At 53.7% G+C, this 24,018-nt stretch carries 23 protein-coding genes and 1 riboswitch; of the genes, 10 read left to right on the forward strand and 13 right to left on the reverse strand.

The genetic code is table 11. The features are described 5' to 3' along the window. Nucleotides 1–55 precede the first annotated feature (55 nt). Both ACFQI7_RS03355 and ACFQI7_RS03360 read right to left on the reverse strand, forming a co-directional pair. A complete protein-coding gene (locus ACFQI7_RS03355) occupies nt 56–640 on the reverse strand; it encodes a DUF421 domain-containing protein (RefSeq protein WP_218097481.1) in 585 nt (194 codons plus the stop codon). A 185-nt stretch (nt 641–825) separates the two neighbouring features. Further along, complete coding sequence (locus tag ACFQI7_RS03360; RefSeq protein WP_230414650.1) at nt 826–924, reverse strand: YjcZ family sporulation protein; 99 nt, start codon at nt 922–924, stop codon at nt 826–828. A 119-nt stretch (nt 925–1,043) separates the two neighbouring features. On the opposite strand from ACFQI7_RS03360, the gene ACFQI7_RS03365 reads away from it, so the two are divergent. From ACFQI7_RS03365 to ACFQI7_RS03380, 4 genes are all read left to right on the forward strand, one after another. Then, nucleotides 1,044–1,259 carry a hypothetical protein gene (locus ACFQI7_RS03365; RefSeq protein WP_218097480.1) on the forward strand — a complete coding sequence of 72 codons (216 nt, stop codon included), beginning with the start codon at nt 1,044–1,046 and terminating at the stop codon, nt 1,257–1,259. A gap of 384 nt (nt 1,260–1,643) precedes the next feature. Beyond that, the gene (locus ACFQI7_RS03370) at nt 1,644–3,542 is read left to right on the forward strand and encodes an ADP-ribosylglycohydrolase family protein (protein WP_218097479.1); all 1,899 of its coding nucleotides are present in this window, start codon (nt 1,644–1,646) and stop codon (nt 3,540–3,542) included. Nucleotides 3,543–3,642: 100 nt separating this feature from the next. After that, entirely contained in the window at nt 3,643–4,716 is a 1,074-nt protein-coding gene (locus tag ACFQI7_RS03375; RefSeq protein ID WP_218097478.1) for a right-handed parallel beta-helix repeat-containing protein, read from the forward strand. After that, entirely contained in the window at nt 4,610–5,479 is an 870-nt protein-coding gene (locus ACFQI7_RS03380; RefSeq protein ID WP_218097477.1) for an extracellular solute-binding protein, read from the forward strand. Before ACFQI7_RS03375 ends, ACFQI7_RS03380 begins: the two co-directional genes overlap by 107 nt. A 47-nt stretch (nt 5,480–5,526) precedes the next feature. Here the strand turns inward: ACFQI7_RS03380 and ACFQI7_RS03385 are convergent, their stop codons facing one another. Both ACFQI7_RS03385 and ACFQI7_RS03390 read right to left on the reverse strand, forming a co-directional pair. After that, nucleotides 5,527–6,534 carry an AraC family transcriptional regulator gene (locus tag ACFQI7_RS03385; protein WP_218097476.1) on the reverse strand — a complete coding sequence of 336 codons (1,008 nt, stop codon included), beginning with the start codon at nt 6,532–6,534 and terminating at the stop codon, nt 5,527–5,529. 12 nt (nt 6,535–6,546) lie between these two features. Further along, nucleotides 6,547–7,563: a LacI family DNA-binding transcriptional regulator gene (locus ACFQI7_RS03390; protein ID WP_218097475.1), complete on the reverse strand. Its 1,017-nt coding sequence runs from the start codon at nt 7,561–7,563 to the stop codon at nt 6,547–6,549. A 193-nt stretch (nt 7,564–7,756) separates the two neighbouring features. Here ACFQI7_RS03390 and ACFQI7_RS03395 point away from each other — a divergent pair, with 193 nt between their 5' ends. Beyond that, the gene (locus tag ACFQI7_RS03395) at nt 7,757–10,165 is read left to right on the forward strand and encodes a glycoside hydrolase family 95 protein (RefSeq protein ID WP_218097474.1); all 2,409 of its coding nucleotides are present in this window, start codon (nt 7,757–7,759) and stop codon (nt 10,163–10,165) included. A 40-nt stretch (nt 10,166–10,205) separates the two neighbouring features. Next, nucleotides 10,206–11,525 carry an ABC transporter substrate-binding protein gene (locus ACFQI7_RS03400; RefSeq protein WP_218097473.1) on the forward strand — a complete coding sequence of 440 codons (1,320 nt, stop codon included), beginning with the start codon at nt 10,206–10,208 and terminating at the stop codon, nt 11,523–11,525. A 102-nt stretch (nt 11,526–11,627) separates the two neighbouring features. On the opposite strand, the gene ACFQI7_RS03405 is transcribed toward ACFQI7_RS03400, so the two are convergent. The 3 genes from ACFQI7_RS03405 to ACFQI7_RS03415 form a co-directional block, all read right to left on the reverse strand. Then, nucleotides 11,628–11,807, reverse strand: a complete 180-nt coding sequence (locus tag ACFQI7_RS03405; RefSeq protein ID WP_218097472.1) for a hypothetical protein — start codon at nt 11,805–11,807, stop codon at nt 11,628–11,630. After that, entirely contained in the window at nt 11,783–14,347 is a 2,565-nt protein-coding gene (locus ACFQI7_RS03410) for a hypothetical protein (RefSeq protein ID WP_218097471.1), read from the reverse strand. The genes ACFQI7_RS03405 and ACFQI7_RS03410 overlap by 25 nt, the downstream gene beginning before the upstream one ends. 329 nt (nt 14,348–14,676) lie before the next feature. Then, complete coding sequence (locus tag ACFQI7_RS03415) at nt 14,677–15,750, reverse strand: glycoside hydrolase family 88/105 protein (RefSeq protein ID WP_218097470.1); 1,074 nt, start codon at nt 15,748–15,750, stop codon at nt 14,677–14,679. 257 nt (nt 15,751–16,007) lie between these two features. Between ACFQI7_RS03415 and ACFQI7_RS03420 the strand changes: the two genes are divergently transcribed. Beyond that, nucleotides 16,008–16,895: a helix-turn-helix transcriptional regulator gene (locus tag ACFQI7_RS03420; protein ID WP_218097469.1), complete on the forward strand. Its 888-nt coding sequence runs from the start codon at nt 16,008–16,010 to the stop codon at nt 16,893–16,895. Nucleotides 16,896–17,011: 116 nt separating this feature from the next. On the opposite strand, the gene ACFQI7_RS03425 is transcribed toward ACFQI7_RS03420, so the two are convergent. After that, nucleotides 17,012–17,578 (reverse strand): DnaJ family domain-containing protein, encoded by a 567-nt coding sequence (locus ACFQI7_RS03425; RefSeq protein ID WP_218097468.1) that lies wholly within the window; start codon nt 17,576–17,578, stop codon nt 17,012–17,014. A gap of 264 nt (nt 17,579–17,842) precedes the next feature. Here ACFQI7_RS03425 and ACFQI7_RS03430 point away from each other — a divergent pair, with 264 nt between their 5' ends. After that, entirely contained in the window at nt 17,843–18,727 is an 885-nt protein-coding gene (locus tag ACFQI7_RS03430; protein ID WP_230414649.1) for an endonuclease/exonuclease/phosphatase family protein, read from the forward strand. A gap of 92 nt (nt 18,728–18,819) precedes the next feature. Here ACFQI7_RS03430 and ACFQI7_RS03435 read toward each other — a convergent pair whose 3' ends face one another. From ACFQI7_RS03435 to ACFQI7_RS03455, 5 genes are all read right to left on the reverse strand, one after another. Beyond that, complete coding sequence (locus ACFQI7_RS03435) at nt 18,820–19,374, reverse strand: MerR family transcriptional regulator (protein ID WP_218097467.1); 555 nt, start codon at nt 19,372–19,374, stop codon at nt 18,820–18,822. 183 nt (nt 19,375–19,557) lie between these two features. Next, on the reverse strand, nt 19,558–19,668 hold the full coding sequence (locus tag ACFQI7_RS03440) for a sporulation protein YjcZ (RefSeq protein WP_218097466.1): 111 nt from the start codon (nt 19,666–19,668) through the stop codon (nt 19,558–19,560). A gap of 116 nt (nt 19,669–19,784) precedes the next feature. Continuing rightward, nucleotides 19,785–20,993 carry a hypothetical protein gene (locus ACFQI7_RS03445; protein WP_218097465.1) on the reverse strand — a complete coding sequence of 403 codons (1,209 nt, stop codon included), beginning with the start codon at nt 20,991–20,993 and terminating at the stop codon, nt 19,785–19,787. A gap of 62 nt (nt 20,994–21,055) precedes the next feature. After that, complete coding sequence (locus ACFQI7_RS03450) at nt 21,056–21,958, reverse strand: helix-turn-helix transcriptional regulator (protein ID WP_218097464.1); 903 nt, start codon at nt 21,956–21,958, stop codon at nt 21,056–21,058. Further along, nucleotides 21,955–22,188, reverse strand: a complete 234-nt coding sequence (locus ACFQI7_RS03455) for a cysteine-rich CWC family protein (protein WP_218097463.1) — start codon at nt 22,186–22,188, stop codon at nt 21,955–21,957. Before ACFQI7_RS03455 ends, ACFQI7_RS03450 begins: the two co-directional genes overlap by 4 nt. A 139-nt stretch (nt 22,189–22,327) precedes the next feature. On the opposite strand from ACFQI7_RS03455, the gene ACFQI7_RS03460 reads away from it, so the two are divergent. Further along, nucleotides 22,328–23,101, forward strand: a complete 774-nt coding sequence (locus ACFQI7_RS03460) for an HAD family hydrolase (RefSeq protein WP_218097462.1) — start codon at nt 22,328–22,330, stop codon at nt 23,099–23,101. 83 nt (nt 23,102–23,184) lie between these two features. Further along, nucleotides 23,185–23,271, forward strand: a riboswitch (cyclic di-GMP riboswitch). 105 nt (nt 23,272–23,376) lie between these two features. Beyond that, on the forward strand, nt 23,377–23,583 hold the full coding sequence (locus ACFQI7_RS03465) for a hypothetical protein (RefSeq protein ID WP_218097461.1): 207 nt from the start codon (nt 23,377–23,379) through the stop codon (nt 23,581–23,583). Nucleotides 23,584–24,018 lie beyond the last annotated feature (435 nt).

Here is a 24,018-nt window from a genome sequence, read left to right on the forward strand (position 1 = left end):
GTGTCCGCATGTGTAGTGACATGCAAAAGAGCCGCGGCGCGGCTCTTTTGCATTGTTATTTCAATTGTCCGGGAATCGGTTCCTCGTGGTTGCCGTACATCACTTCGTCGAACAAATTCGGCTGTTTGGTCGGCGCTTGAGGCGGCGGAGGAATATGAAGCCGGGCCAGCAATTTTTCCAGCTCGCCGACCGTCACCGGTTTGGCATGGTTCATGAGCTCGTAGCCGAGCTGACCGTTCATTTCAATGGTTGCATGCTTTACGTCGGAGAACGACGTGATGCCGTTTTCCCGCAGCCTGTTCTCCACTTGATCCACAGACATTCGCAGCTTCAACAAATTTTTCGTCATCAACTGTCCATTCTCGATAATGGGGGTCGCTTTCCCCATAAATAACCGTTCGATCGGCTGCCATTTGACGCTCATATATTGGAGCAGTATGAGGAGACCCACAAAAATGCAAAGCGTCACCGTCGTCGCCCAGAACCCTTTCATGGAGACCGCATCACCGATCACGGACGCAATTGCGAGCAGCGTAATGATTTCCGGCCCGTTCATTTCAGATACCGTTTTTTTGCCGGCGATCCGCATCAAGCCAAAGCCGATAAGTAAAATGACCAGTGCTTCCCATATGTAACTCATCCGACAGCGTCCTCCTTGCAGTGCTTTGCAACTTCATTTTTTGCGGAACCAACCATATTTATACAGCAAACGCTGCGAAAATTTCGCAACAAGAGCGCTTGACTGGAACCCTCGCGTTGGTATGTAATGGATAAGCCGATATTCCGTTCGAAAACGGAATTCGGCTTATTAGTTGTTTGGTATAATTAGATTACAAAAGCACGCGATACGATAACCAGAAGGATAAACAAAACAAGGATCACTCCAGTCGAAGTAAAACCGCCAAATCCCGCTGCACAGCTCATGCTTTTCACCTCCTTGTTTACCTGATCAGTTTATGTCATGATCGACAAAGTGTCTGTGCGTTTGTTCCGGAGCCGGGAAAATACCGAATGAATTTATTTTTTCTTGAGGAGAGATTAATGTGGCACATATCCGCAAATTAGTGAGCGACCAAGATTTTCAAGAGGCGATGGAACGGCAAGCTCCGATCCGCGTATTTCAAAACGATCATGTCGTCGATGCAGGCGGGATCGTGATTCGGTTCGACGAAAAGTTCGTTGTCATTCAATCGGGCGTGAGCGAGATCGCCTATCATTCACGTACGTCATGCGAATTTTTCAGCATGAGAAAACGTTAACTTGCGCTGTGCATTAAGAATTCCGCTTCCGGCATGAAGCCCGTCACCATCGAGCGTGGTACAACCCCCTTTGATTCGATGTCCGCACAAAATCACACATCCCGGTTTATCAGGCATGGAAAATTCGATGCACCCCCATCAGTAATTGTCCATGCTCCGGGTATTCCCTCCCTCCCTGTCATAGTTCCCATATAAGACAAGCTGCTGACTAACGCGCTCCTCGAGGGCGAATGTTCTGCCCGGCGAACGTCCGCCCGATCCCCCATTACCTGTAAAATTGCCGCAAAAAAACGGATGCCGATCTAAGGATACTTCATGGAATCGTCCTCCCTCCGCTGATACCCTTGAATTGAACGATATCTTATCGCTAGGAGGACGAAATGCATGGCAATCAGCCGGTTAAACGAGCGCGAATACTATAAAAAAATATACGGGGGGTGGCTCGGCAAAAATATCGGAGGCACGTTAGGCGCGCCGATGGAAGGCAAAAAGGAACTGCTGAACCTTACCTATTATCCGAGTCTTCCGGACGGGCCACTGCCCAATGACGACTTGGATCTCCAGCTCGTATGGCTGCACGCGCTGGAGCAGTACGGAGTCCGCCTTACCGCAGCGGAGCTTGGGCAGGAATGGGTGGAGCATGTGTTTTTCCCGTATGACGAGTACGGGTATGCTTTGGCCAACTTGCGTAGGGGGCTTGTCGCCCCGGTTGCCGGATGGTTCAACAATCCGTTCACCCATTGCATGGGCTCGCCCATTCGCTCGGAAATATGGGCGATGGTGACGCCGGGCTCGCCGCAGCTCGCCGCATACTACGCTTACCAGGACGCCATAGTCGACCATGCCGGGGGCGAAGGCGTATACGGGGAAATGTTTTTCGCGGCTATCGAGAGCGCGGCCTTTACCGATTCCAACCGGGATCGTCTCATCCGGACCGGCCTGCAATATATACCGGATCATTGCCGGACGGCTCGGGCGGTGAAAGACTTGCTCGTCTGGCATGCGGAAGGCAAAACATGGCTCGAGGCGCGCGAGCTTATACTTGAGCGGCACGGCAGCTCCAACTTCACCGATGCGCCGCAAAACATCGCCTTCACGGTACTCGGGTGGTTGTACGGCGAAGATTTCGGCGACGCCATTTTGAAGGCGGTCAATTGCGGCTACGATACGGACTGTACCGGCGCGACGCTGGGAGCGATTCTGGGCATTATTCAGGGGGCGGATCAATTGCCCGAGTATTGGGTGAAGCCGGTTGGCGATGGGGTGGCGGTCAGTCCGCCGATCAAAGGGTTCCCCGCTCCCCGCACCCTGGATGAGCTGACGGAGCGGACCGTGCGGATCGGCAAGCGCGTCGCGGCGGAATGGAACTTGCCGCTGATCATCGACAAGGACGCTGTTACGCACTGGGCTGCTGCAGGCGAGTGGCAAGCCGATGACGACGAATACGACGTAAAAAGATTATGGAATCGCAAATCAAGCGCGAATGTATATTATTTGCCCAAAGGAACAAGCCGCAATCTCGGTCTGGAGCTGACCGTCGATTACGGCTTGCAGGGACCTGCGATCGGTCTGGAGCAGCGCAAAACGATCGGTTATCGGTTGATGAACCGTTCGAAGGAAGCATGGGAAGGCGTAGTAAGACTCGATACGCCTGTGGGATGGCAAGGGTCGGATGAGCAACGCTTTTCTTTGCCCCCCGGCGCCGAGATGGAAGGGAATTGGACGATTCGATCCGATGCGAAAACGGAACCGGTGTATCGGCTGTCCGCACATATCGTTCGTCTGCATGACGGACACGAGTGGAACACGGAAACGGTCGATTTCCGGCTTGTAGCCGCAACCGAGTGGTCGATCGGGGCGGATGGCGGAAAGCCGAAGCGAGCCGTGTTCCAAGGCAACCGGATTCATTTCGAGGATTTGCCCAAGCTCGGTCAAACAGGCTCCTATCGAGCGTCGACGACCATGATCATCCCCAGCGACAGAGACGTCCGCCTGATTACAGCAACGGTAGAGCCCGTCAAAGCCTGGCTGAACGGCCGCTTGATCATCAATAGTCCGGTGAAGCAGCCGTTCATGCCTGCTTTCCATCGTGCTCCTGCGAAGCAGCTGGCAGAACTTACACTCCCTCGGGGCGAGCATCTGCTGGAGATCGAAGTGGCGCAGAGTGAGGATCCTCCGGAACTCTACGTGTTGGCCGTGTCGCAGCGGACGACCGGTACGCCCGGATCGTTCTATTACTATTCCGATGTTTTATTTATCGCAAAGACCGACGGGGAAAGCTGAACTCAGCGCAAGCCGCTATCATTCGACGGGTGCAGCAGGGCATAACTTATGACACTAGCTAAGCAAGCACTATTCATTTGTGGAAAAGGATGTGAGGTTATTGGATCAAGAGGACAAAAAGTTCGAATGGCAAGGTGAAAAAGATCTAGTCAGCGGCAAGTCCACTGTAAGCCGTCGGCATTTGATCGGAGGGCTCGGGCTGGCGGCGCTATCGCTGCTTGCCCTCCCTCCGCTCGCTCACACCTCGCCCGTCGAAGCGATGAGCGGTCCTGCGGGCGGCGCCTACGTCGTGCAATCGGACGGCGCGGACGGCGGAGCGGAGCTGATACAACTGCTGCAAAACCTCCCTGCAGGGGGCGTCGTCATTGTTCCTTTCGGCACGCAGCTTGTATGTTCGTCCACTGTCGTGATTTCCTCCCCCGTCGTGCTCGTCGGCTACGGCGCCGCGCTTCAAGCGGGCCATACGCAGCAAAACGTATTATCGATTCAAAGCGATGACGTGTTCGTCTACGGCTTGAAAGTGGCGGGAAACCCGCTTCAAGCGAATGAAAATGCGGTTTCCGTCGCCGCGGGCAAAGGTCGCATCACGCTGGAGCATGTCACCACCGCCGGCTGCCTGATCGGCGTCAGTTCCGCGCGGCGCGCCCATCATCTCAAGCTGGAGGGCTGCGTGCTGAACAGCTCCGTCCACGGCGCCGTGCTGCGGCTTCCGGAGCATAGCACGGTCGACGGATGCACCGTGAACGACCACCCGGGCAGCGGAGCCACCGGCATTCGCATCCAGGGTGAGGAGAAGACCGTAACCGCAATCACGACGTCAAGCAGCTCGGTAACCTCCGCCGGTCATCAGCTTCGGGCCGGCGACAAGATCCGGTTTTATGCCGAAGGCACCGTCGTTTTGCCCGATGAAATCAAATTGGATACCGTATACTACGCCGCCGGCACGATCGGGGCCGACCAGTTCCAGCTGTCCGCATATCCCGGCGGGCCTCCCCTCACATGGACTGGGCAAAATTTGAGCGGCTCCGGTAGCTGCCGGCATCGAAGCGTTCAGCCCGGAAAAAAAATTGTACGCGCTTCCGTTCTCCTTCAACACGGTACTGCTCTTCTACAACAAGGACGTATTCGACCGGTTCGCGGTTCCTTACCCGAAAGAAACGCTCAGCTGGGATGAAGCAGTCGTGCTGGCCCGCAAGCTGACGCGGGAGATGGACGGCACATCTTATCAGGGCATTTATCCCGGTAACTGGACGCAGCAGCGCAGCCAGTTGTCCCTGGATTTCGTCGATCCGAAAAGCAACAAGGTCATTTTCGAATCCGACCCGGGCTACCGAAAAGTATTCGAGCTGTACCAGTCGATTTACCTTATCCCGGGGATGCTGACTACGCTGAACGGCAAAGACGGCTTTTTCAAAAGCCGGCAGTTTGCGATGTACGTCAACTGGTTGACCGACGTGCTCTATTTGTTCGAAGACGCGCATAAATCCGGCAACCCGCTCAGCTGGGATATGATGCGATTGCCTTATTTTACGGAAAAACCGGGGATCGGCAGCAAAGTCGACGTTCATATGCTTATGGTAACGGCGCAAAGCAAGCAGAAGTATGAGGCTATGGCGGTCGTCGGCTTCTTGACCTCGTCGGAGGCCGTTCAGGTAGCCGCCGCCAAAACCGGGCGAATCCCCGCGATACAGAGCAGCGAGGCCCAGAAGCAGTTCGGCGCCAATTATGCGAGCGTGAAAGATAAAAATACGAAGGCGGTGTTCGATACGAAGATGGCTCCGCTGTGGAACTACAGCCCGTACGACGTCCAGGCGATGTATCCGCCGATCGAGCAGGCGATGAAAGACGTCATGAATCATAAATCCGATGTCAATACGGCTTTGAAGACGGCCGCCGAGAAGACGAACAAGCTTATCGAGGAAAATCCGGCCCGTTAGAATATGTTTTGCAGATCCGCAATGGGAGGCAGAAACGCAATCGCATTTTAATCGGTGAGCTCCCGCCTCTGCTCGCCCTCTGCCCTGTTTCTGAACTGCGATGGGCTTGTGCCGGTAATCTGTTTGAACACTTTGCTGAAATAAAACGGGTCCTGAATGCCGACTTCCTGGGCAACAGTTTCGATCGTTGCCTCCGGGTGGCGGCGCAACAAATATTGCGCCCGTTGAATGCGCAATTGCTGGAGATACCGCGTGAACGTGCTGGCGGAATACTTGTTGAACAGCTGGCACAAATATTCGTATTTGCGCTGGAATCGATACTCCAGCATATGCCTCGTGATCGTCAGCGTATAGTGCTCGTTCAAGTAGTTCACCAGCTCGCGGTAAGTTAAATAAGTCGCAGGCAGCGGCGTGTCCCACTGATGTCTTTTCAGAAGGTTGTCGGACAGCGCCTGTACGATTTGCAGCATCAGAATGGTCGAGCGGAACCGAAAATTTCCGGTCGGCTGTTTCATTTCGGCGACAAGCTTCTCAAACCATATCAAAATTTCGAAGCGCCTTTCCGGCAAATATCGCCGCAGCACTAGAATCGGCTCCTCGTCCACATCTTCCGCCGTCCGCAAATCCTGATGGTGGCGGCGAAACAGCTGCAAGCTCTGCTTCAGGCTTCCGGCCGCTTCCGAATGAATCGGCGCCGGGTCCGCCGTGAACTGCGCCCAGAAAAAGCTCGTGGCCGGTTCTGGCGTTCTCCAGCCTTTATGCTGCTGCCACGGCGTGAGCAGTAAACATTCGCCGGATTGAAGCACCAGCCGTTCTTCTTCCACTTGAAGATAAACCGGTCCGTCGATGACCATGATGAGCTCATAATACGGATTCGAATGGCCCCAATGATTGAACTTGTTGTCCGCTTTATGCAGCCCTGTCCACTTCACATCGAGCTTGACCAATCTGGACATAATGAATACGTCCTCCATAGGCTCTCCCCTTTGCCGCCGCCCGGATGAACCGATCGTCGTCTCCCTCCGCAGTGCGGTCATTTTCAATGGCTTGACCAATCCCTTTACGCGTCATCCCTGAACGGGTCCGGTGGAACGGCGTATCGTAAACTTGCCCGGGAGCACGATTTCCTGATACTCCTGCTCCGGATTGCGCGAGTGTTGAAACAATAATTCCACCGCCATACCGCCCATTTGCTTGCCGGATTGGTTAATCGCGGTGAACATGTCCTGGTGTTCCTCCGGAAAATTGCCGTACACCTCGTCAAACGTAACGATGCTGATATGGTCCGGTACGCGAAGCTCCAACCGGTTCAGCACGCTCATTACGCCCATCAACAGGCCCGGACTCGTGACAAACAACGCGCTCGGACGATCCGCGTCTACCAGCATCCGTTCGAGCGGTTCCTCGACGTTAGCCCCTTCCCCCTCCACGAGCAGCTCGAAACGATCCGGCATCCGCAAACTTTTATCCAATAAGGCGTAGCGGTATCCTTTGATCCGTTCTTTATGCGTAAAATGCTTGTTCGGCGACACGATGCCAATCCGCTCGTGCCCGAGGCCGAACAGATGCTCCATCAGCGTGACGGCACCCATGAAATTGTCCCCGCGAACCAGATGCGTATCGATGCCCTCCACTTTCTGGTCGACGAGGACGACCGGCATGCCCTGCGCCTGGATGCTTTTCAAATGTTCCTTCTGCCCGGGCCTTCCGCCGCCGATGAGCATGATGAGCCCTTCCGCGCCACGCTGCATCATTTTGGCCGTGAGCATCTGCTCCCTTCCGCCAACAGAGTTGCCGATCAAAATCATATAATCGTTCTCGAACGCTTTCTCTTCGGCTCCAGCCAAAAGATCGATTCCGAACGATTGGCTCATGATTTGCTTCCCGAACGGCAGAACGACGCCGATCATGCCGCTGTTATCCGAACTGCGCTTGAGTTCCTGCGCCTGAAATTGGAGGCTTTGCATCGCCTCAAGCACTTTTTGCTTCGATTGGGCGGAAACGGTGTCGCTATGATTAATTACGCGGGACACCGTCGACTTGGAAACGCCGGCCAGCTTGGCCACTTCATCAAGTTTCGACATTGGGTTCACTTCCTCATTAGATCTGCTGCTTTAGTTATATAAAGCCGGGAGAATATTGTCAAATTGTTCTTGCACCTGAAAGCGAAATCATTGTATGATGGTATTGGTCTGGTATATTTCTGAAACGTTTCAATGATGTCCGATTCCTCAGACATTGCACACACCTGACTTTAGATGAAAGGATGGGTCATTTTTGAACCTTGAACAGCAAGTTATAGCAGAAAAGATGTCCTCCTCCGCTCGCAGCCACCGGTTCGCGATGGCAAAGCCGGCAGTGCGCTGGCAAGATGCGCTGCCGAGCGGTAACGGGACGATGGGCGCCCTCGTCTACGGCAATATCGAAGAAGATACGATCGTCATTAATCACGAAGAGCTGTGGTACGGCGGCATTACGAAACCACCTCCCGATTTGTCCGTTCATTTGCCGGAGCTGCGAGCGCTTCTGGACGCGGGCAAATACGAAGAAGCGAATCGTTTTTTCCCCGATCTCATGCGCGCGGCCGGATACCAGACGCATACGTCCAGGTTCCAGCCGGGCTTTGAATTGAAAGTGACGCTCGATACGGACGGCGCCTTCCGGGACTACACCCGGACGCTCGATATGGAAACCGGCGAAATTACGGTTGCCTGGACCGACAACGGCGTTCGCAAACGTAAACGCTTGTTTGTCTCTCGCCCGGACCAAGTGATCGTCATGTCCGTTCGCTTCGATGGCGCGCCTGTCTCGCAAGCTGCGTTCGGCCTGCAAATTCATCAGCCTGCCGAAGCGGAGAAGCACGCCTTCACGCACGAGGCTTCGGCGGAAGCCGCTCATCTGCTTGCTTCGGGCAAGCATTCGAATGCGGAAACCGGTTATTGCGCCGCCGCCCGGGTGATCGCACGCGGAGGCGCAGCAAGCGTCCAGAACGGCTGCCTGATCGCGAGTGATGCCGACGAAATCACGGTGCTGGTCAAAGTGGCGGCCAAAGACGGCAGCCCCGCGCAGCAGGAACAATTGAAGCGCGAGCTCAACGCCTTCCAGGACGATTACGAAACGCTGCTGCAGCGCCATATCGCCGAGCACCGCCCGTTATTTTTAAGCGCCGGTATCGATCTGGAAGCGGACGGTGACAGGGACACGGCGAACGAACGGCTGCTGCTCGACGCGTACACGGGCGACGTGCCGACCGCGCTGATGGAACGCATGTACGATTACGGCCGTTATTTGCTCATGTCCAGCTCCCGGCCCGGCGGGCTTCCGGCCAATCTGCAAGGCGTCTGGAACGGGGATTACCTGCCTGCGTGGAGCGGAGCTTTCTTTAACAACGAGAACATCCAGATGAATTACTGGCAGGCGCTTGCGGGCAATATGGCGGAAGCCGCTGAGCCGTTCTACGATTTCTTCGACTCGCTGCTGCCCGATATGCGGCGCAATGCGCAGTCGTTTTACGGCAGTCGCGGCATCTTGAGCCCGCTGTTCGCTTCGCCGGAATCCGGACTCAAGAAAAACCTGCAGCCCCATGTCGTCTATTGGAGCGCGGGAGCCGGCTGGCTGGCGCAGCATTATTACGATTACTGGCTGTTTACCGGGGATAGCGAGTTTCTGAAGCGCCGCGTCATTCCGTTCCTGAAAGAATGCGCCGCATTCTACGAGGATTTCATGGTGGAAGGCGAGGACGGCAAATGGATCTCCTACCCGTCCAATTCGCCGGAAAACTGGGCCAACGGCAGCTTCCCCGGCAGCGGAAAAGTATCGGTATGCATCAACGCGACGATGGATTTCGCCGTAGCGAAGGAAGTGTTGACCAACCTGTGCGAAGCATGCGAAGAAACGGGGCTGCATCAAGAGGATCTGACGCGCTGGCGTGCGATGCTCGGCAAAATTCCGGGGTACCAAGTCAATCGGGACGGGGCGCTGCGCGAATGGATGCATCCCGACTTTGAAGACAATTATCACCATCGCCACCAATCGCATATTTATCCGCTGTTTCCGGGCTTCGAAATTACGGAAGAAACGCATCCCGAGCTGTTCGAGGCATGCCGGATCGCCGTGGAGAAACGGCTCGTCATCGGGCTGAAGCAGCAAACCGGCTGGTCGCTTTCGCATATGGCCGGCATTTATGCACGGCTCGGTGACGGCGATCGCGCGCTGGAGTGTCTCGAAATATTAAGCCGCTCCTGCCTGGGCGACAACCTGTTCACCTATCATAACGATTGGCGCAACCAGGGTATCTCGCTCAAGATGGGCAGAGCGCCGTTCCAGATCGACGCCAACCTCGGCTGGACGGCAGCGATGCAGGAGATGCTGCTCTTTTCCGCCCGCGGGATGATCAAGCTGCTTCCGGCGAGGCCGAAGCGATGGGTTCGGGGCCGTTTCCGCCATTTCCGCTGCCGTGGCGGCATTACGGTGTCGCTGCAGTGGGATATGGAACGGCGCAATTCGGTAGTGACATTAACCGCCGACCGCTCGCAGTCCGTCGAGCTGCAGTTCCCAGCGCCGGTGAAATCGGTGGCAGCGGAAGGAACGGCCGTCATCGCGCCTTCCGGGCGCGGACCGAATTACCGCCATCTTACGCTGACCGGCGGGGAGCCGGCAACCTTGCACATCACGTACACAGAGTAAACCAAGGCGAAGTTACGTTACGAGGGAGGATTCGATTCGTATGGTATCAACGAAAAAAAGCTGTATCGCAGGCGCGGCCGTTCTTTTGACGGCCTCCCTGGCGCTGCAGGGCTGTTCGCAAGGAAACTCCGCCTCCAATCCGAAAGGAAATCCGGCTGCGGGAGAAGCGCAAAAAATCAACACCGAGCCTGTGAACTTGACCGTATGGGCTAGTATGTCGGAGGAAGTGTTCCAGAAGCTCGTCGTGCAGCCCGTCAAGATGAAATATCCGCATATCAGCCTGACAATGGTCGGGACAGATAAAAAAATACCGGATTTGATCGCCAGTGACAACGTTCCGGACATTATTACCGACAGCATCGCCTCCATCCCGAAATACGAGGAACTGAAGTTGGCAGAAGATTTAACGCCATTCGTGAAAGCGTTTAACCTGGACCTCGGGCGCATCAGCCCGGTCGTGCTCGATACGGTGCGCAAAGCGTCCAGCGACGGAAAGCTTTCCGGCCTGCCGATCTCTGGAAACGTTGTCATGATGTATTACAACAAAGATACTTTCGACCGGTTCGGGGTGCCGTACCCAAAAGACGGCATGACATGGGATGAAACGTACGAACTCGCCAAAAAAATGACCAAAACCGATGGCGGCGTTCAATATCGCGGATTCCACTTCCAGGACGTGTTCCAGTTCACAGCGAACCAGTTGTCTTTGCCCATCGTCGATTCCAAAACGAACAAGGCGGCGGTCAACAATGACAAATGGCGGAAGCTGTTTGAAAATTACGCTCGCTTCTTCACAATTCCCGGCAACGAGGTTGACGACAAAACGTACGGCGGCCACCAAAACCAGTTCCTCAAAGACAAGACGATCGCCATGTATGTCACCAGCTCCATATTCTCCAAACTGCCGGATGCGCTCAAGGACGGCCTAAACTTCGACATGGTGACGCTCCCTTCATTCTCGGAAGCTCCCGGGATTACGACGCAGGTGGACGGCGGCATCCGGATCGTATCGAGCACGAGCAAACATAAAGATCAGGCTTTCCTAGCCTTGTCGGCGATGTTGTCCGATGAAGCCCAGGTATGGACGGCACGCAACGGAAACACGGCCGTGCTTAACGATCCGAAAATTTTGGAGGAATTCGGCAAAGACATCGAAATCTTGAAGGATCGGAACCGCCTCGGTTTCGTTCGCAACAAACCGGCGCCTCCTTCTCCGTCGATTACGAAATACGACGCTTCCGCCTACTCGATCGTTCGTTCCCAGTTCAAAAAAATGGTATTGACACATGCGGATGTCAATACGATATTGAGGGAGACGGAAGAGCTGATTAACAAAGCGATAGCCGAAGCGCAAAAGTAATACATGCCTCTACAATTAAGGGAGCCTGGCATCAGCCAAGCTCCCTGCTTGTTTGTTAAACCGGAACGGTACGTCCCTACTGTCTTCCCAACGGCCGCAATGTTACTTCTTCTGCTCCTGCTGCCGCCGGAGCAGCTCACTTGCGATCTGTTCATCCGCTTGCCTCATCGCCGTATTCAAATCGGTCGTGCCTAATCTATCGGAAGTCAATAGAACGAGTCTGATACGGCCGAGCGCACTGGAGTCGACTATTGCGGCTAGCTTTCCCGAATGACGCGCCAACCGCCATCCTTTTGCAGCTCCATCGCGATCGGGACCACGTTCCATTCCGCCGACGAAACAAGCCGCACCGTGACGGTGCCGTCCGGCCGAACGCCGGTAACGATTCCCTTGCTCTCTTCGCCCGGACCGACCAGGCGGGAATGAAAGTGGCTTTTCCCGCTGACGGCAACGCCGGATACGTCCGCATCATGCGGAACTATGACCGAGACGAACGTTTCCTCGCGCCCCGCCTCGAACAACGCTTTATCGTATACGGCATAAGCCTTGTCCTGCCACAGCTTCGGCTGGAACTGCACGCCGTACTGACGCCCGCGCTGCGGATGAAAGTAAACCATCAGCTTCCGGTCGCGCTTCGCATCGGCCGTCATGTCGAACCAGAACAATCCTTGCTCGTCCAGGCGGGGCAGCTGCCATACCGGCCCCCCTGCCATGCCGTCCGCTTCGGGTCCGGGCATGAACCTGTCAACGACCAGAAGATAACCTTCCTCTGTCAGCAGCGTCTGCCGCATCCAATGCGAATCGTGCGTATACACGCCTTCATAGCGCATGGAGCCGAAGCTGTCCTGCCCTTGCGTCTGCGAGACGGATTCGCGTAAAATGCCTCCCTGCTGATGATCGGTGTACAGGCTGCGGCACGTCATGCCGTTGACCATGATCCGAATCGGCGTGCGCAGAAACGCTCTTACGTCGCTCAAATACAAGTAATCGAATCCGATCCGCTGATACTCCTCCGTCAAATGCACCGTATGATCAAGCCTGGTCCAGGTCAAATCGATTCGCCCTGGCGGACAAACGACTTTCAGTGCCTTCGTTCCCGTCCGCTCATCGTGGACTATCGATATGAGCCCGCTTATTTCCTCGGGCGACAGCGTCCGCCGTTCCTCCGGCGTTCCTTTTTTTCCGTCCTCGTAGAAGACGACTTCGATCCCTTCGGGGAACGTTTCGAGGTTTATCAAGTGATGCAAGCCTTTCGGCCCGCCCACATGAATACGGGTCAGCAGCAGTTCCACCGGTCCGTCGGCAGGGGCCGCTTCGCGATATTCCCGATACCACGGGATACTGCTCGGGAAACGGTGCTCCCCTCCGCGAATAAACGTATTGACGGAAATCGTGACGTCCTGGATGGTCAGCACCTCATTTTTACCCGCCATCCCTTCCGGGTTGCTGAGAAACACCCCATACGGGCTTTGCCTGTCCTTGAAAAAATGCGGCAGCGGCTTCATCGACGCGTCGCCCCGAACGGGCGCTCCTGTATGCCGGAACGATTCCGGGGAAGCGTACAGCTGCTCGTACCGTTCCGACCCCATATAGTCTCGGAGCATTCGCATGTTGGAGGACGCCTTATACCAGCGATTTCGCTGCAGCCCGGACGAATAGCAGAACGGAAACTCCGCTGCGGCGTCCTCTACGACGAACGTATTGGCCTGCCCCGCCCACTTGTGCCACCCGGACCGGTACAAATACATGACGCCATCGACTTCGTAATGATACAGATCTCCGCGGTTGTCCTCATGCGCATGATGCAGCGTTTCCGCCCGGTCGTTCAAATAGAACGCCGCATACGGCTTCCCTTTCTCCATGGAGGCATTCATGATCAGCCGATCGGCAATACGATACGTGCGAGGGTACATATGCTGGATTCCACCGGCCAAGGGTGGCATTGCCGGCTCGATTCCAAGCGCGCGAAGCTTCTCGAACTTGCGCCGGCACGCCTGCTCCGACTCAGCCGCAGGCAAGCGTCCGCCTTCGGCATTGTAGTAGCCGCCGTATCCGCCCGCAAGAAACGCTTGCTGCGCCGCCCACAGAAAAGTGCCGTCGCCCGTGATTTCCGCCATCAACGCAAGCGCGTCGACGTAAGCTGTCTGACTCCCCCCGTCGCCCGGCTGAACGGCAAGCCCCGACGGGCTGATATGTTCACGGTAACGCCGGAATGCGGCGACCGCTTTATCGCTGCGCAGCTCGGCTTCTTTGCCCAGAATAAGGCCGAGCTCGATCACCTGCTTGATATTATGCGCCACATAACCGGGCTCATAGCAATCGCCCGGGTCGTACCAATCGCTCCATACGGCTTCCGCATACAGATTCCAGGTCCCGGCCTCAGGAAGGTTCGGAAACAACCGGGAGGCAAGCGCCTGCGCGATGGCGAAAAAGAACGAGCGATTATTCGCGTCCCGCTCCGCCGGTGTTAATACATCTTGAGCCAAAGAAGCCGCTGCTTTATTCAGTTCCGCATCCACTGCGCCAGACCGCTTAAGCTGGTTTAACAATTGAAAGTAGAAGCCTTGCGAGAAAAAACAGCTTCGCAGCGTTTGCCGGATCGAACCTCCCGAATGCGCAGTAGGGAATGATCCAACCGGCTTGCCTTGCTCCAGCGCCAAGTCCGTACTCCACGCCTCCGTCAAAAGCTTCAAACGAAGAAGCGCGCTTTCGGCGCCGCTTGTCCGGCTGTCCTGTAGCTCCTCCAGCGCTTTTCCCAAAAACCGCCGCACTTCCATCGTAGGCTTCAGCTCGGTGCGAATGCCCCATTCATCCAGTGCCAACCTCGTTCTCCCCTTTTCAAGCTTATTGATTACAATATACTGTGTGCACGCGTCCCTTTCAATGCGCGCTCGTTTCGCTTATCGTGTCCGGAACATGCATGAGCAGCACCGTCCCCATGTGCCAGGCGCGCAAGTTTCATCAATCGCCCGTAATGCTTCAATGCTCCACTATACCGGCTCGTTTCACCAACGGCTGCCCGAAGGCCAATACGCACCGCGCACTGGCCTCCTCTTGATATCTATTTGTGCTTTGAACACGATTCTTGAAAAACGATAAACGTACCGAGATTGCGCCTATTAAGCAGCTGTCTCCGTTGCAGCAATCAATCCTATACTTCAAGCCGGGCCATTTCGGCCAGCAGCATCAACGCCAGCCCTTGCCCGTACAGCGTAGGGATGACCGGAATGCGGTTATAGTCCTCAATCGTCTTCATAATCGGCGTACCGCCGGACACCCCGAGCACTTGACCTTCCTCGTCGATGCGATTCAGCACCTCCGCAAAGGTTGGAGCCGCCTTGTCCAAGTAGGAACGGTCCAACAATCCATGGCGCACCGAACATATAATCCCTGCGGCAATCCCGGCGCTGCCCGACGTCTCTTGGTAAAAATCTTCACGGTCCATCACCGTATGCCATAACCCGTTCTCGCCCCGGTAACCCAGCAGCCCGTCGACCATCTCACGGTACCGGTCGAGCAGTTCTCCCGGAATCGGCATCATCGGCTGCAGCTCCTTCGCGATGAGCGGAAACCCGATGACGACCCAAGCGTTGGCGCGAGTCCACTTGGCCGCCGACATATGGTCGCCCTGCAGACAGTTCCAGCCGTGATACATTACCCCCGAATCCCGGTCCTGCAGCAGCCGGAAATGAACCGCGACCTGTTCGAGCGCTTCTTTGGCGTAATCCGCTCTGCCGGTAAGCGCCGCCAGTCTGGCCAAAAACAGCACCGCCATAAATATCGTATCGGCCCATACTTGCTCCGGGAAATTCGCTTTTTCCGTGACGGTATGCTCGAAGGCGCCCTCCCTCGTCCGCGGAGCCTCATGCAGCATCCAATCGCCGATTTTTACCGCTTCCTCCAGAAAGAAACGGCGCTGCGTGCTCCGATACAACTCGGGGAACACCGCATATGGCGCCATCGAATTAATGACTTTCGCCAAAGCAGCCTTCTCCTGATTCCGCTCGACCCATCGCTCCAAATAGTGCAGCGTGCCGGCCTCCTGCGTAGCTTCATAGCTGTGAAGAATCGAGATCAATCCGACCCCCGGCGTCCAATCCCAGCGGTCAATGTCCATTCCCCATGCGTCGGAATCGGATGAAGTCATATATGCATATACTTTCCGTAACACTGCCTTTGCTTGTGCCACCTGCGCCGAGGTGATGTTTTGATGGTTCGATATCATTTACTGCTCCTCCATTCCCCCGGTCATTTTCCGGCAAACGATTTCAAATCTGCAATTTTATTATAAAACTTTACATGACCGCCATCTCTCTCTCCATTGTTCAAAAATATAATAATGTTGCTGTAATTCTGGGATCGTTGATCCATCGCTGCTTTCTTTTATCATGGTAGTGCTCGGCAAAATTATAAGAGGATTGTTTTTTGACGCAAATTGAAGTACATTAGCTGTAAGCGCTTTATAAGGGGAGGTTTGAGCACATGCTGCAGCCGGCACCGGTGAAACGAACCGACGAATTCGTCAATCATCAGCTTCAGGAATTGCCGCTCTCGATGAAATATAAAGAAACCGAGACGCACTTTTATATGGACTTTCATTCGCATGAAGGCTACGAAATTTACTTTTTCCAGGAAGGCAGCGGCTACTTCTTGATTGATGATCAGCTTTATCCGCTGGAAGGCCGGGATTTAATATTAATCAGCCCGCATGAGTCTCATAAAAGCTCGCCGAAGCTGGAGCTGCCGAGTACGCGCAGCGTACTTCATTTTTTGCCTGAACTGCTGGACGACAGGTCACGGGAGTATTTGCTCGAAATATTCAGTCTTAGCCTTGGACAACGACATCTGCGGTTAAGCGAGGAACGGCTGACACGCTTCCATTATTTGCTGGACCGGCTCCACGAAGATTACACCACGCGATCGGGCGACCACTTAATGGCGATACGCATCTACATGAGCGAGCTCCTTCTCGAACTGCGCCGCTGCTGGTTCAGCGAGTCGGTAATGGAGCAGCAGGCCGTCGACCGGCGCAATGTCAATCCGAAGGTGGAACATGCGGTTAAATATATATCCAATCATTTTGCGGAAAACTTGACGCTGGATCTGATTGCTCAGGAGCTGTTCCTCAACCAGTATTATTTGTGCCATCTTTTTAAAAAGACGCTGGGGATCACGATTACGGAGTTTATACTGCAAACCCGCATCCATCACGCCAGACGGATGCTGATGCATACGGACATGTCGATTTCCGAAATCGCCGGTAAAACCGGATTCAACAGTTTCTCGTACTTCGGTCAAACGTTCAAGACGCTAACGGGCGCAACGCCCAGGGATTTCCGGAAAAAGCATCAGCAGCTGCCGGCCGAATAATAAGCGATTTTATACTCGCCCGTGATCTCGTACAGGAAGCCGAAGAGGGATTACCATACAAAAAAGGATAGATCGCGGGACAACGCCTGCTTCTCTATCCTTTTTGTCTTGACACGTTATTTCCATTTCTCATACTGCACCGCTATATTTTCTTCCGTAATCGAAGTTTTTTGCAGCAGGGGTATCGGACAAGTATCATTAAATTTGCGAATTTTTTGGTTGACCTCGCTAATGTCGGCCTGAATATCGCTGCAAGACGGATCGCCGCCGTTTTTCTTCTTTAATATGCGTTCTAGATCGTGTTTGATCTCTTGCTGAAGTTCGACCCAGCGTGGCAAGTAGTTTGCCGTCTTGAGCACGCTGTTAACATGGCGTTCTATCGAAGACTCGCCGGTCAGAAAGAGCGGCTTCCCTTCGCCGGGCAAATGATCCAGATTGCCTTTCTCCATCTGATCCTGCATGACTTCATCCATCCAATCCGCACCGTATTTTCGAAATTTCGGTGGAACCGGAGCCGCCTCTATCGAGTCGCCGTCTTGCAAGTCGTCCGCGCTTGCCTGTTCGTGATTCGCGCGTTCCTTATTCGTTGCGGTATCTGCTGCGGCTTGCTCCTTTGGAAGCGCCGTTTCCGCCTCGGGTGCATGGTATGGGGGGCTTTTCTTTGATCTCCATCTTCTAAACATTGCAAAGATCACTCCTTTTGGGAAATCCCATAATGTCCCATCCCTTATATTTTACGCCATGATGAAGCCGCAATTTTTACCCAATCTTGTAGTATTTGTGAAATAATGAACACACTTTTGCAAAGACGGATAACGGATCATCGCTTCCCGTTCAATTTACGTCAAATCAAGTACAAAAATCGTAAAAACAGGTATCCCTTTTTGCCCTGCAGGCCTTTATACTGAAAACGATTTCGACAACGATCGTATGGAGGAGGAAATAAGATGGGGATGCTTCGTCAAATGTTCAATTTCACCTTGATTGCCGCATTGTTTCTAACTACGTTTGTTCCTGCAAGCAAGTCGCGAGCGGAACAAGGACCGCCCGAGCTGCCGAGAATCGCGGAAGTACCCGTACGGGTGATGTCGTTTAACATTCTTCATGGCGCCGGAACGGACGGCGTTCTCGATTTGAACCGCACAGCTTCCGTCATTCGCAATTCCGGGGCAGAGCTCGTCGGGCTTCAGGAAGTGGATGTGCATTTTCGGGCACGAAGCAATTTTGAGGATCAGGCGCAGCGTTTGGCGGAGATGCTTGACATGCATTATGTATTCGGGGCGAATCTGGACCAGGATCCGTTGGAACCGGGAGCTCCCCGCCGCCAATACGGAACGGCCGTTCTGAGCAAGTATCCGATACTGGAGTCCCACAATTATTACCTTAGCAGCTTTGGCCTGGAACAGCGCGGATTACTGGAGACGAAAATCAGCGTGAACGGCGCTACCGTTTATTTCTACACGACCCATCTCGGCACGGTGGAGCAGCGTCTCACGCAGGTGAATGAAATTTTGAACATTACAAGCGCCCGCACCGGCACGAAAATTATAACCGGCGACTTTAATTCCGTCCCGACGAGCGCTCCGATTCAAACGATGAAAACCGTGTACAAAGACGGCTTTGCCGATCAAAACAACGCATACACCGCCCCTTCCAACGCGCCGAATGCGCGGATTGATTATATTTTCACCTCGGATAACGTCAGTCTGACCAATAAAAGCGTCATTACGTCGAACCCTGTCGCTTCCGACCATCTGCCGATCATAGGGACGGTTGTATTGACTCCCGATAGCCCGTTGTACAACGGATTAAAAAGCATATTCACAAAATAATGCCATCCGGCATTATCCGTAGTAAGCATAAAAAACGAATGAGGACTCGTTGGCGTCGTTCAGCTGATCGACAAACGTGTCCTCATTCTTTATTAAAATTGAAACAAGCTGGCGAGCAGCCTTCTGCGTTTTGCCGGTTTATGTTGATAGGCGAGCGCCTCCGATTGCTTATTCAGGTCGGACAAGGAGCAGGCGACTTCTTCCATGTGCTGCGTCAGCTGCTTGACGGTTCTGGACAATTCCTCGAGCTCTCTCCGGTGTTCCAGAAGCTGCAGACAAACGATATCGTCTGCTTTTTCGGAAAGCTTGCTCTCTACATACCTTAGCCTTTTTTCGATTTCACCATACGGTGCCGTCATTTGGGTGACCGGAGCAACACGACTGCCGGAAGCCTGTCCGGCATAAACCGGTTCGGCTTTTGATTGCTGGGGAACCGGATCTGCGTCCGGCAAAACAATTTGGCTTAGGCTGAGCTTCATCTCCAGCTGTTTTTTGATGATTGCGAGATTTTCCATGTCGCCTTCCTCGAATACGTAATGTCCCAGTTCGTCTTTCGAAAACCGGTTCTGAAAATGGGACGCCCAGCGCTTGATTGTCGTCGGGCTGACTTGCAGCACATGGGCCGCTTCCTTCGTCGAATACATCATCCTGATCACCCTCCCGCTTTTCCTTTGATAACGTATTCGGTACGCAAAACGCATTCCCCTGCAGCGTTGACAAAGGTAGTCAGCGTTCGCCAAACAAAGTGGAATATCTTCTTTTCTCCGCAAAAAAGGCGTTTCGACGCGAAAAAAGCCCGGCCGAAAGCCGGGCGCTCCGTGGTCACGAGATTAGATGCACCATGCACAAGAAACGATTACCAACAGAATGAAGAGAACAAGGATCACGCCTGTGCTAGTAAAAACGCCTGCGCAGCTTCCGCCAAAACCGATGTTTCCCATGAAGACTCCTCCTTCCGTTCGAAGCTTATGCATAGTATGATCGGCAGCGGACCGGGGATTGGACTATTCTTTCATTTTTATCCGAATCGGAAATTTTTTTTGTCCACTGCAGGAGCCTAAACGGAAATAACTTCGTCCAGTTTCCGGTAAATGGTTCGGAGCGCCCCGAGAGCCCGCACCTCATAGTGCCTCGCTTCCTGCAAGTGACGCAGAGCCTTTTCCAGACGCTCGTTGTCTTTTCCGTGATTCGCTTGCCGCTGGTGGAACGGGAACAGCTCCGCAACGCATTGGAGATGATGATGAACGTGCGCATACAGATCGGCGCCTTCGTCGAACAGGCCGTTCAGCGGTCCGGAGAGACGTTCCTTGGCCTCCTGCAAAAAACGTGCGGCAAAGTATCTGCATTCGCCCCACACCGCCGCATTGTAGGCAAGCCCGAATGCGTCCGCCGTACGGCTTTCTACCGCGAGAATCCAATGGTCGAAGCCGTCCGGCCCGGGCTTGAAGCCCGGAAAAATCCACTGCGATTTGCCCCCCGCAATGTCCAGCGCGAACTCCAGCGCTTCCTTCACCGTCTCCACATCGCCTGATGTATAACCCGGCTCTACCCAGCACATTTCCATAAAACCGACCCGCGATACGCCAAGCTCCCGCCATGGCTTATAGCCGCCGCTCCGGTCATAATCGTCGTGGACAAGCAGTCTTCCGTCGGCCGCTTCCAGAACGGAATGCAGCTTGCCCGTCTTGTCGTCCGTGAACACGAAACAGCCGAATCGCTGGCGGACATCGGTTTGGGGAGACACGGCAATGCCGATTTGCTTCAGCTCCGCTTGCAAATCGCCGGATATGCTGCCCTGCGTCAAATCCGCCTTGAATCTAGAGTCGATCTCCGCCCGAAAGTCCGCCGTGCCGATCCCGGAATAATAGTACCCGTGCTCGTTGTATCCGCATACGGCATAATATTCGAGCATCCCGAGCTCCCACCCGTAGCACGGTAGTCCTTGATCGATCGCGCGCTTCGTATTGTCCCAGGCGAGCTTTTGCTTGGCTTGAAAATCCGGCTCCGATTTCCATCCGTGAACGGCATGTATGACACAGCCGACATTGCTTGCGAGGTTCATCAGCATTTCCGTATTCCACGCGGTAGGCCCTACCGCCGTCACGCGGGAATCGACGTTGATCAGGAACGCGTGTCCCGTCGCGCCCATCAACCACGCTTCCGAAACCGGAATATTCAAATAATCGAGACATCCTTTGACGCTTCCGAGATGCGATACCCACATCGGTTTCCAGTGCAGACGTTCCAATACTGTTGCTGTTGTCATGGCAGCTCCTCCTTTTAGGATCAAATCATCCTCATTGTAGCGAACGGGTCTGCCGTATAATGTCATACCTTCGTATGATTGCGTAATATTTTCACCAAATGAGCTTTAAACCGGTTGACGCACCATTGCGGTGACAGGATTTGAAAATCGGACGGACAGGACAGCAGTCGCGAAAAAAAATAGTGCACATCGTCGAACTCGATCCGGAACGTATTATGGTCGAGCGGCATCCAAGGCAAATGCAGCTTTGCCGCATATTCGGGAATGTAGAATCGGACAACCGCCGTTTTCGTCGCGCGCAGCAGCGATTGAACAAACCAAGTCCCGCTCAGCAGCGGCTTGTATTCAAACGTCTGATCGGTGACTACAGCGTCCTGCAACTGCTCGAGCGGAAACAGGCGAATTTCATGATGCGGCTCAACATAGCCGAGAACATAGTCGGTTCCCTTATACGCGAACAGCTTGTACGGGCTCAGCAGTAGCGGCAGCATATCCGGCTCCTTATCACTAATGCGCACCTTGTTATATCGTTCCGCCGCCTCATGCAGCTTTTTGTACAGCTGCGCCGCTTCGGCGGTAAACCGAATTTTTCGCGGATACGGGAGCACCGCTTGCACAGAGCTGCTTCGTTGTTCGTCTAATGCCAGTCTTGATAATATTTCCGCGATGTGAGCTTCATGCTTTTCACCGGATTGCTTGTATTGCATCGATAAGTAAACCAGGGATTGTTTCTGCTCTTCCGTCAGGAAAACGGAAGGCAGCGCATAGGTGGGTTGGTCGTAGCGGTAGCCTTGATGCTTGTGAGAGTATTGAAGCGGAGCGCCCAGCGTATCCCGCAAATAGCTCAAATCCCGGGACGCTTGGCGGATCGAGATTTCGAATCGCTCGGCAATCGCTTTGACGTTCGGATAGCGCAGCGAGCGGATTTGTCCGTCGATCCATAAAATTCGATGTAAATTACTCATCGGCTCCCCCCACTGTCGCCGGTCGCAACCCCGTTTCTATCCTTAAAACGCTCGAGACACGTCTTGCATATGCAGGATTTCCCCAACTGCTCCGGCTTCACGAGCTCGAATATTGATTTCGGGAAATTTTGTTTGCTGCACCAGCATGTTCCGTGCGGTTTGCCTGCAACATTGCCGCAATCGTTATCGCGTCCGCAGAGGGGACATGTCATTGCCTTTCCATCCTTCATAAGGTCACCTGCTTGCTTCAACTTGGAATCGCTGTCTCACATTATATCATAACGTGTTTTGGCAATATACAGACGTAGCGGTCCGGTTCGTTTATAATAATGGAAGAACCTGTGAATTCATCTCCGGAGGTGGACAGTCTTGCTGCCCAAAGCGATATTACTGGACCTGGACGATACGATTATTTCATTTGATTACGGCGTCGATCTGGATGTTTGCTGGAAAAACGCATGTATGAATCACTTTCCTGCGTGGTCGGAAGCAGCTATAGACGATGCGGTTAAGGCGATCAAAAAGCAAGCGCAGTGGTACTGGAGCGATGCGGACAGGCACCGTACGGGGCGGCTGCAGATGAATGAAACAAGGAGGCATATTGTCGAGACGGCTCTGACCGATGCCGGTCTTCCTGTTCAAGAAGAAGCATCTCTTCTTCATCGAATTGCTGACGAGTACGGCCGTTCGCGCGATGCGGCGATTACGCTGTTTCCGGGCGCGGTCGAGACACTGGAATACATACGTGCGCTCGGGATGAAACTGGCGCTCATTACGAATGGGAGCTCGCATGGCCAACGAAGCAAAATCGATCGATTCCAGCTGTCCCCCTACTTCGACGATATTTTCATCGAAGAAGAATGCGGTATCGGCAAACCGGAACCCGGGATTTATCACATGGCCATGAGTCGATTGGGGGTGCACCCAAGCGAAACATGGATAATCGGAGATAACTTCAAATGGGAAATCGAGGCGCCTCAAGCGTTGGGAATCAAAGGGGTATGGGTCAATCATCGCGAGATGGATATCTCTTCCCTTAGCGTGCAGCCTTACTATTCGATCAAGACGCTAAGCGACATCGTTCGGCTGTTGAATGCTTCCACCGATAGAGCCGCTGAAGCCGCTCCGGAAATAAGTACTTAATGCCTATGTAATTAGAACTACACTGTCTAATAAACTCGATTTTTGATGGGTCTTGTGGTATAATGGGGTCACGTTACGGTTATCTCGATAAACGGCAAACCTGATGAAAGTCAGGGACGCAAAGCTAAAGGGACTACAGTGTCATTGCACAATGTCAGCCAGCTGCCGAAAGATATAGGCCCGTATGTCTATGCCTTCCTTTCGCGTATAGGAGAGTCACGCTAGTATCAACTTTCCGGCTGCATCATCTTGAACATCATTCGAGGAGGCGGTAGATGATGAACAAACGTTACGAAACCATTTCAACAGTGGAAATGCAAAACAATTTAACCGATATTTTAGGGGAAGAGCTTTCGCAGCAATTGCAATCGACGATGCGTCAAGCATCCGAACGGCAGCTGATCGAATTGCGCGATTCGCTGAAGGTGATGTCCCAATGGCTTCAGGAACAAGCAAGCGAGCAACAGCCTGCCGCAGTATAATGAATCAAACAAGAAAGACAGCCACAAAAATGTGGCTGTCTTTCTTGTTTGGATCGGACGGTAACGCATTCCCCCATCAAGCTGCTTCCTGACTGACACCGGAATTTGCTTCCTCCGCTTTCCGGACAGGAGAATAAAGTGATACAAAAAAGACGCCGAAAAAAATCAAAGAATATACAAACATGATCTCCTTGACCATCGGCAGATGTATCCACGGGGCATGCTTGAACACTATGATATACAGTTGGAATAGGAAGATTTTAAACAAATCGTGAAGCAGCTCGGAAAACATATTTCGCTCCATAGGGTATCTCTCATTTTCAATGTAGTCGCTGTTACTCTATGAATATGAGCGAGCTGTCCATATTATTCTTTTTTTCACATGACACGGATGAAAGTCTCGCTGAAAGTTCATGAAGCGTCAGGCCTAGGGCC

The sequence above is a fragment of the Paenibacillus allorhizosphaerae genome (assembly GCF_042659105.1).
GTDB classification, from domain to species: Bacteria; Bacillota; Bacilli; order Paenibacillales; family NBRC-103111; genus Paenibacillus_G; species Paenibacillus_G allorhizosphaerae.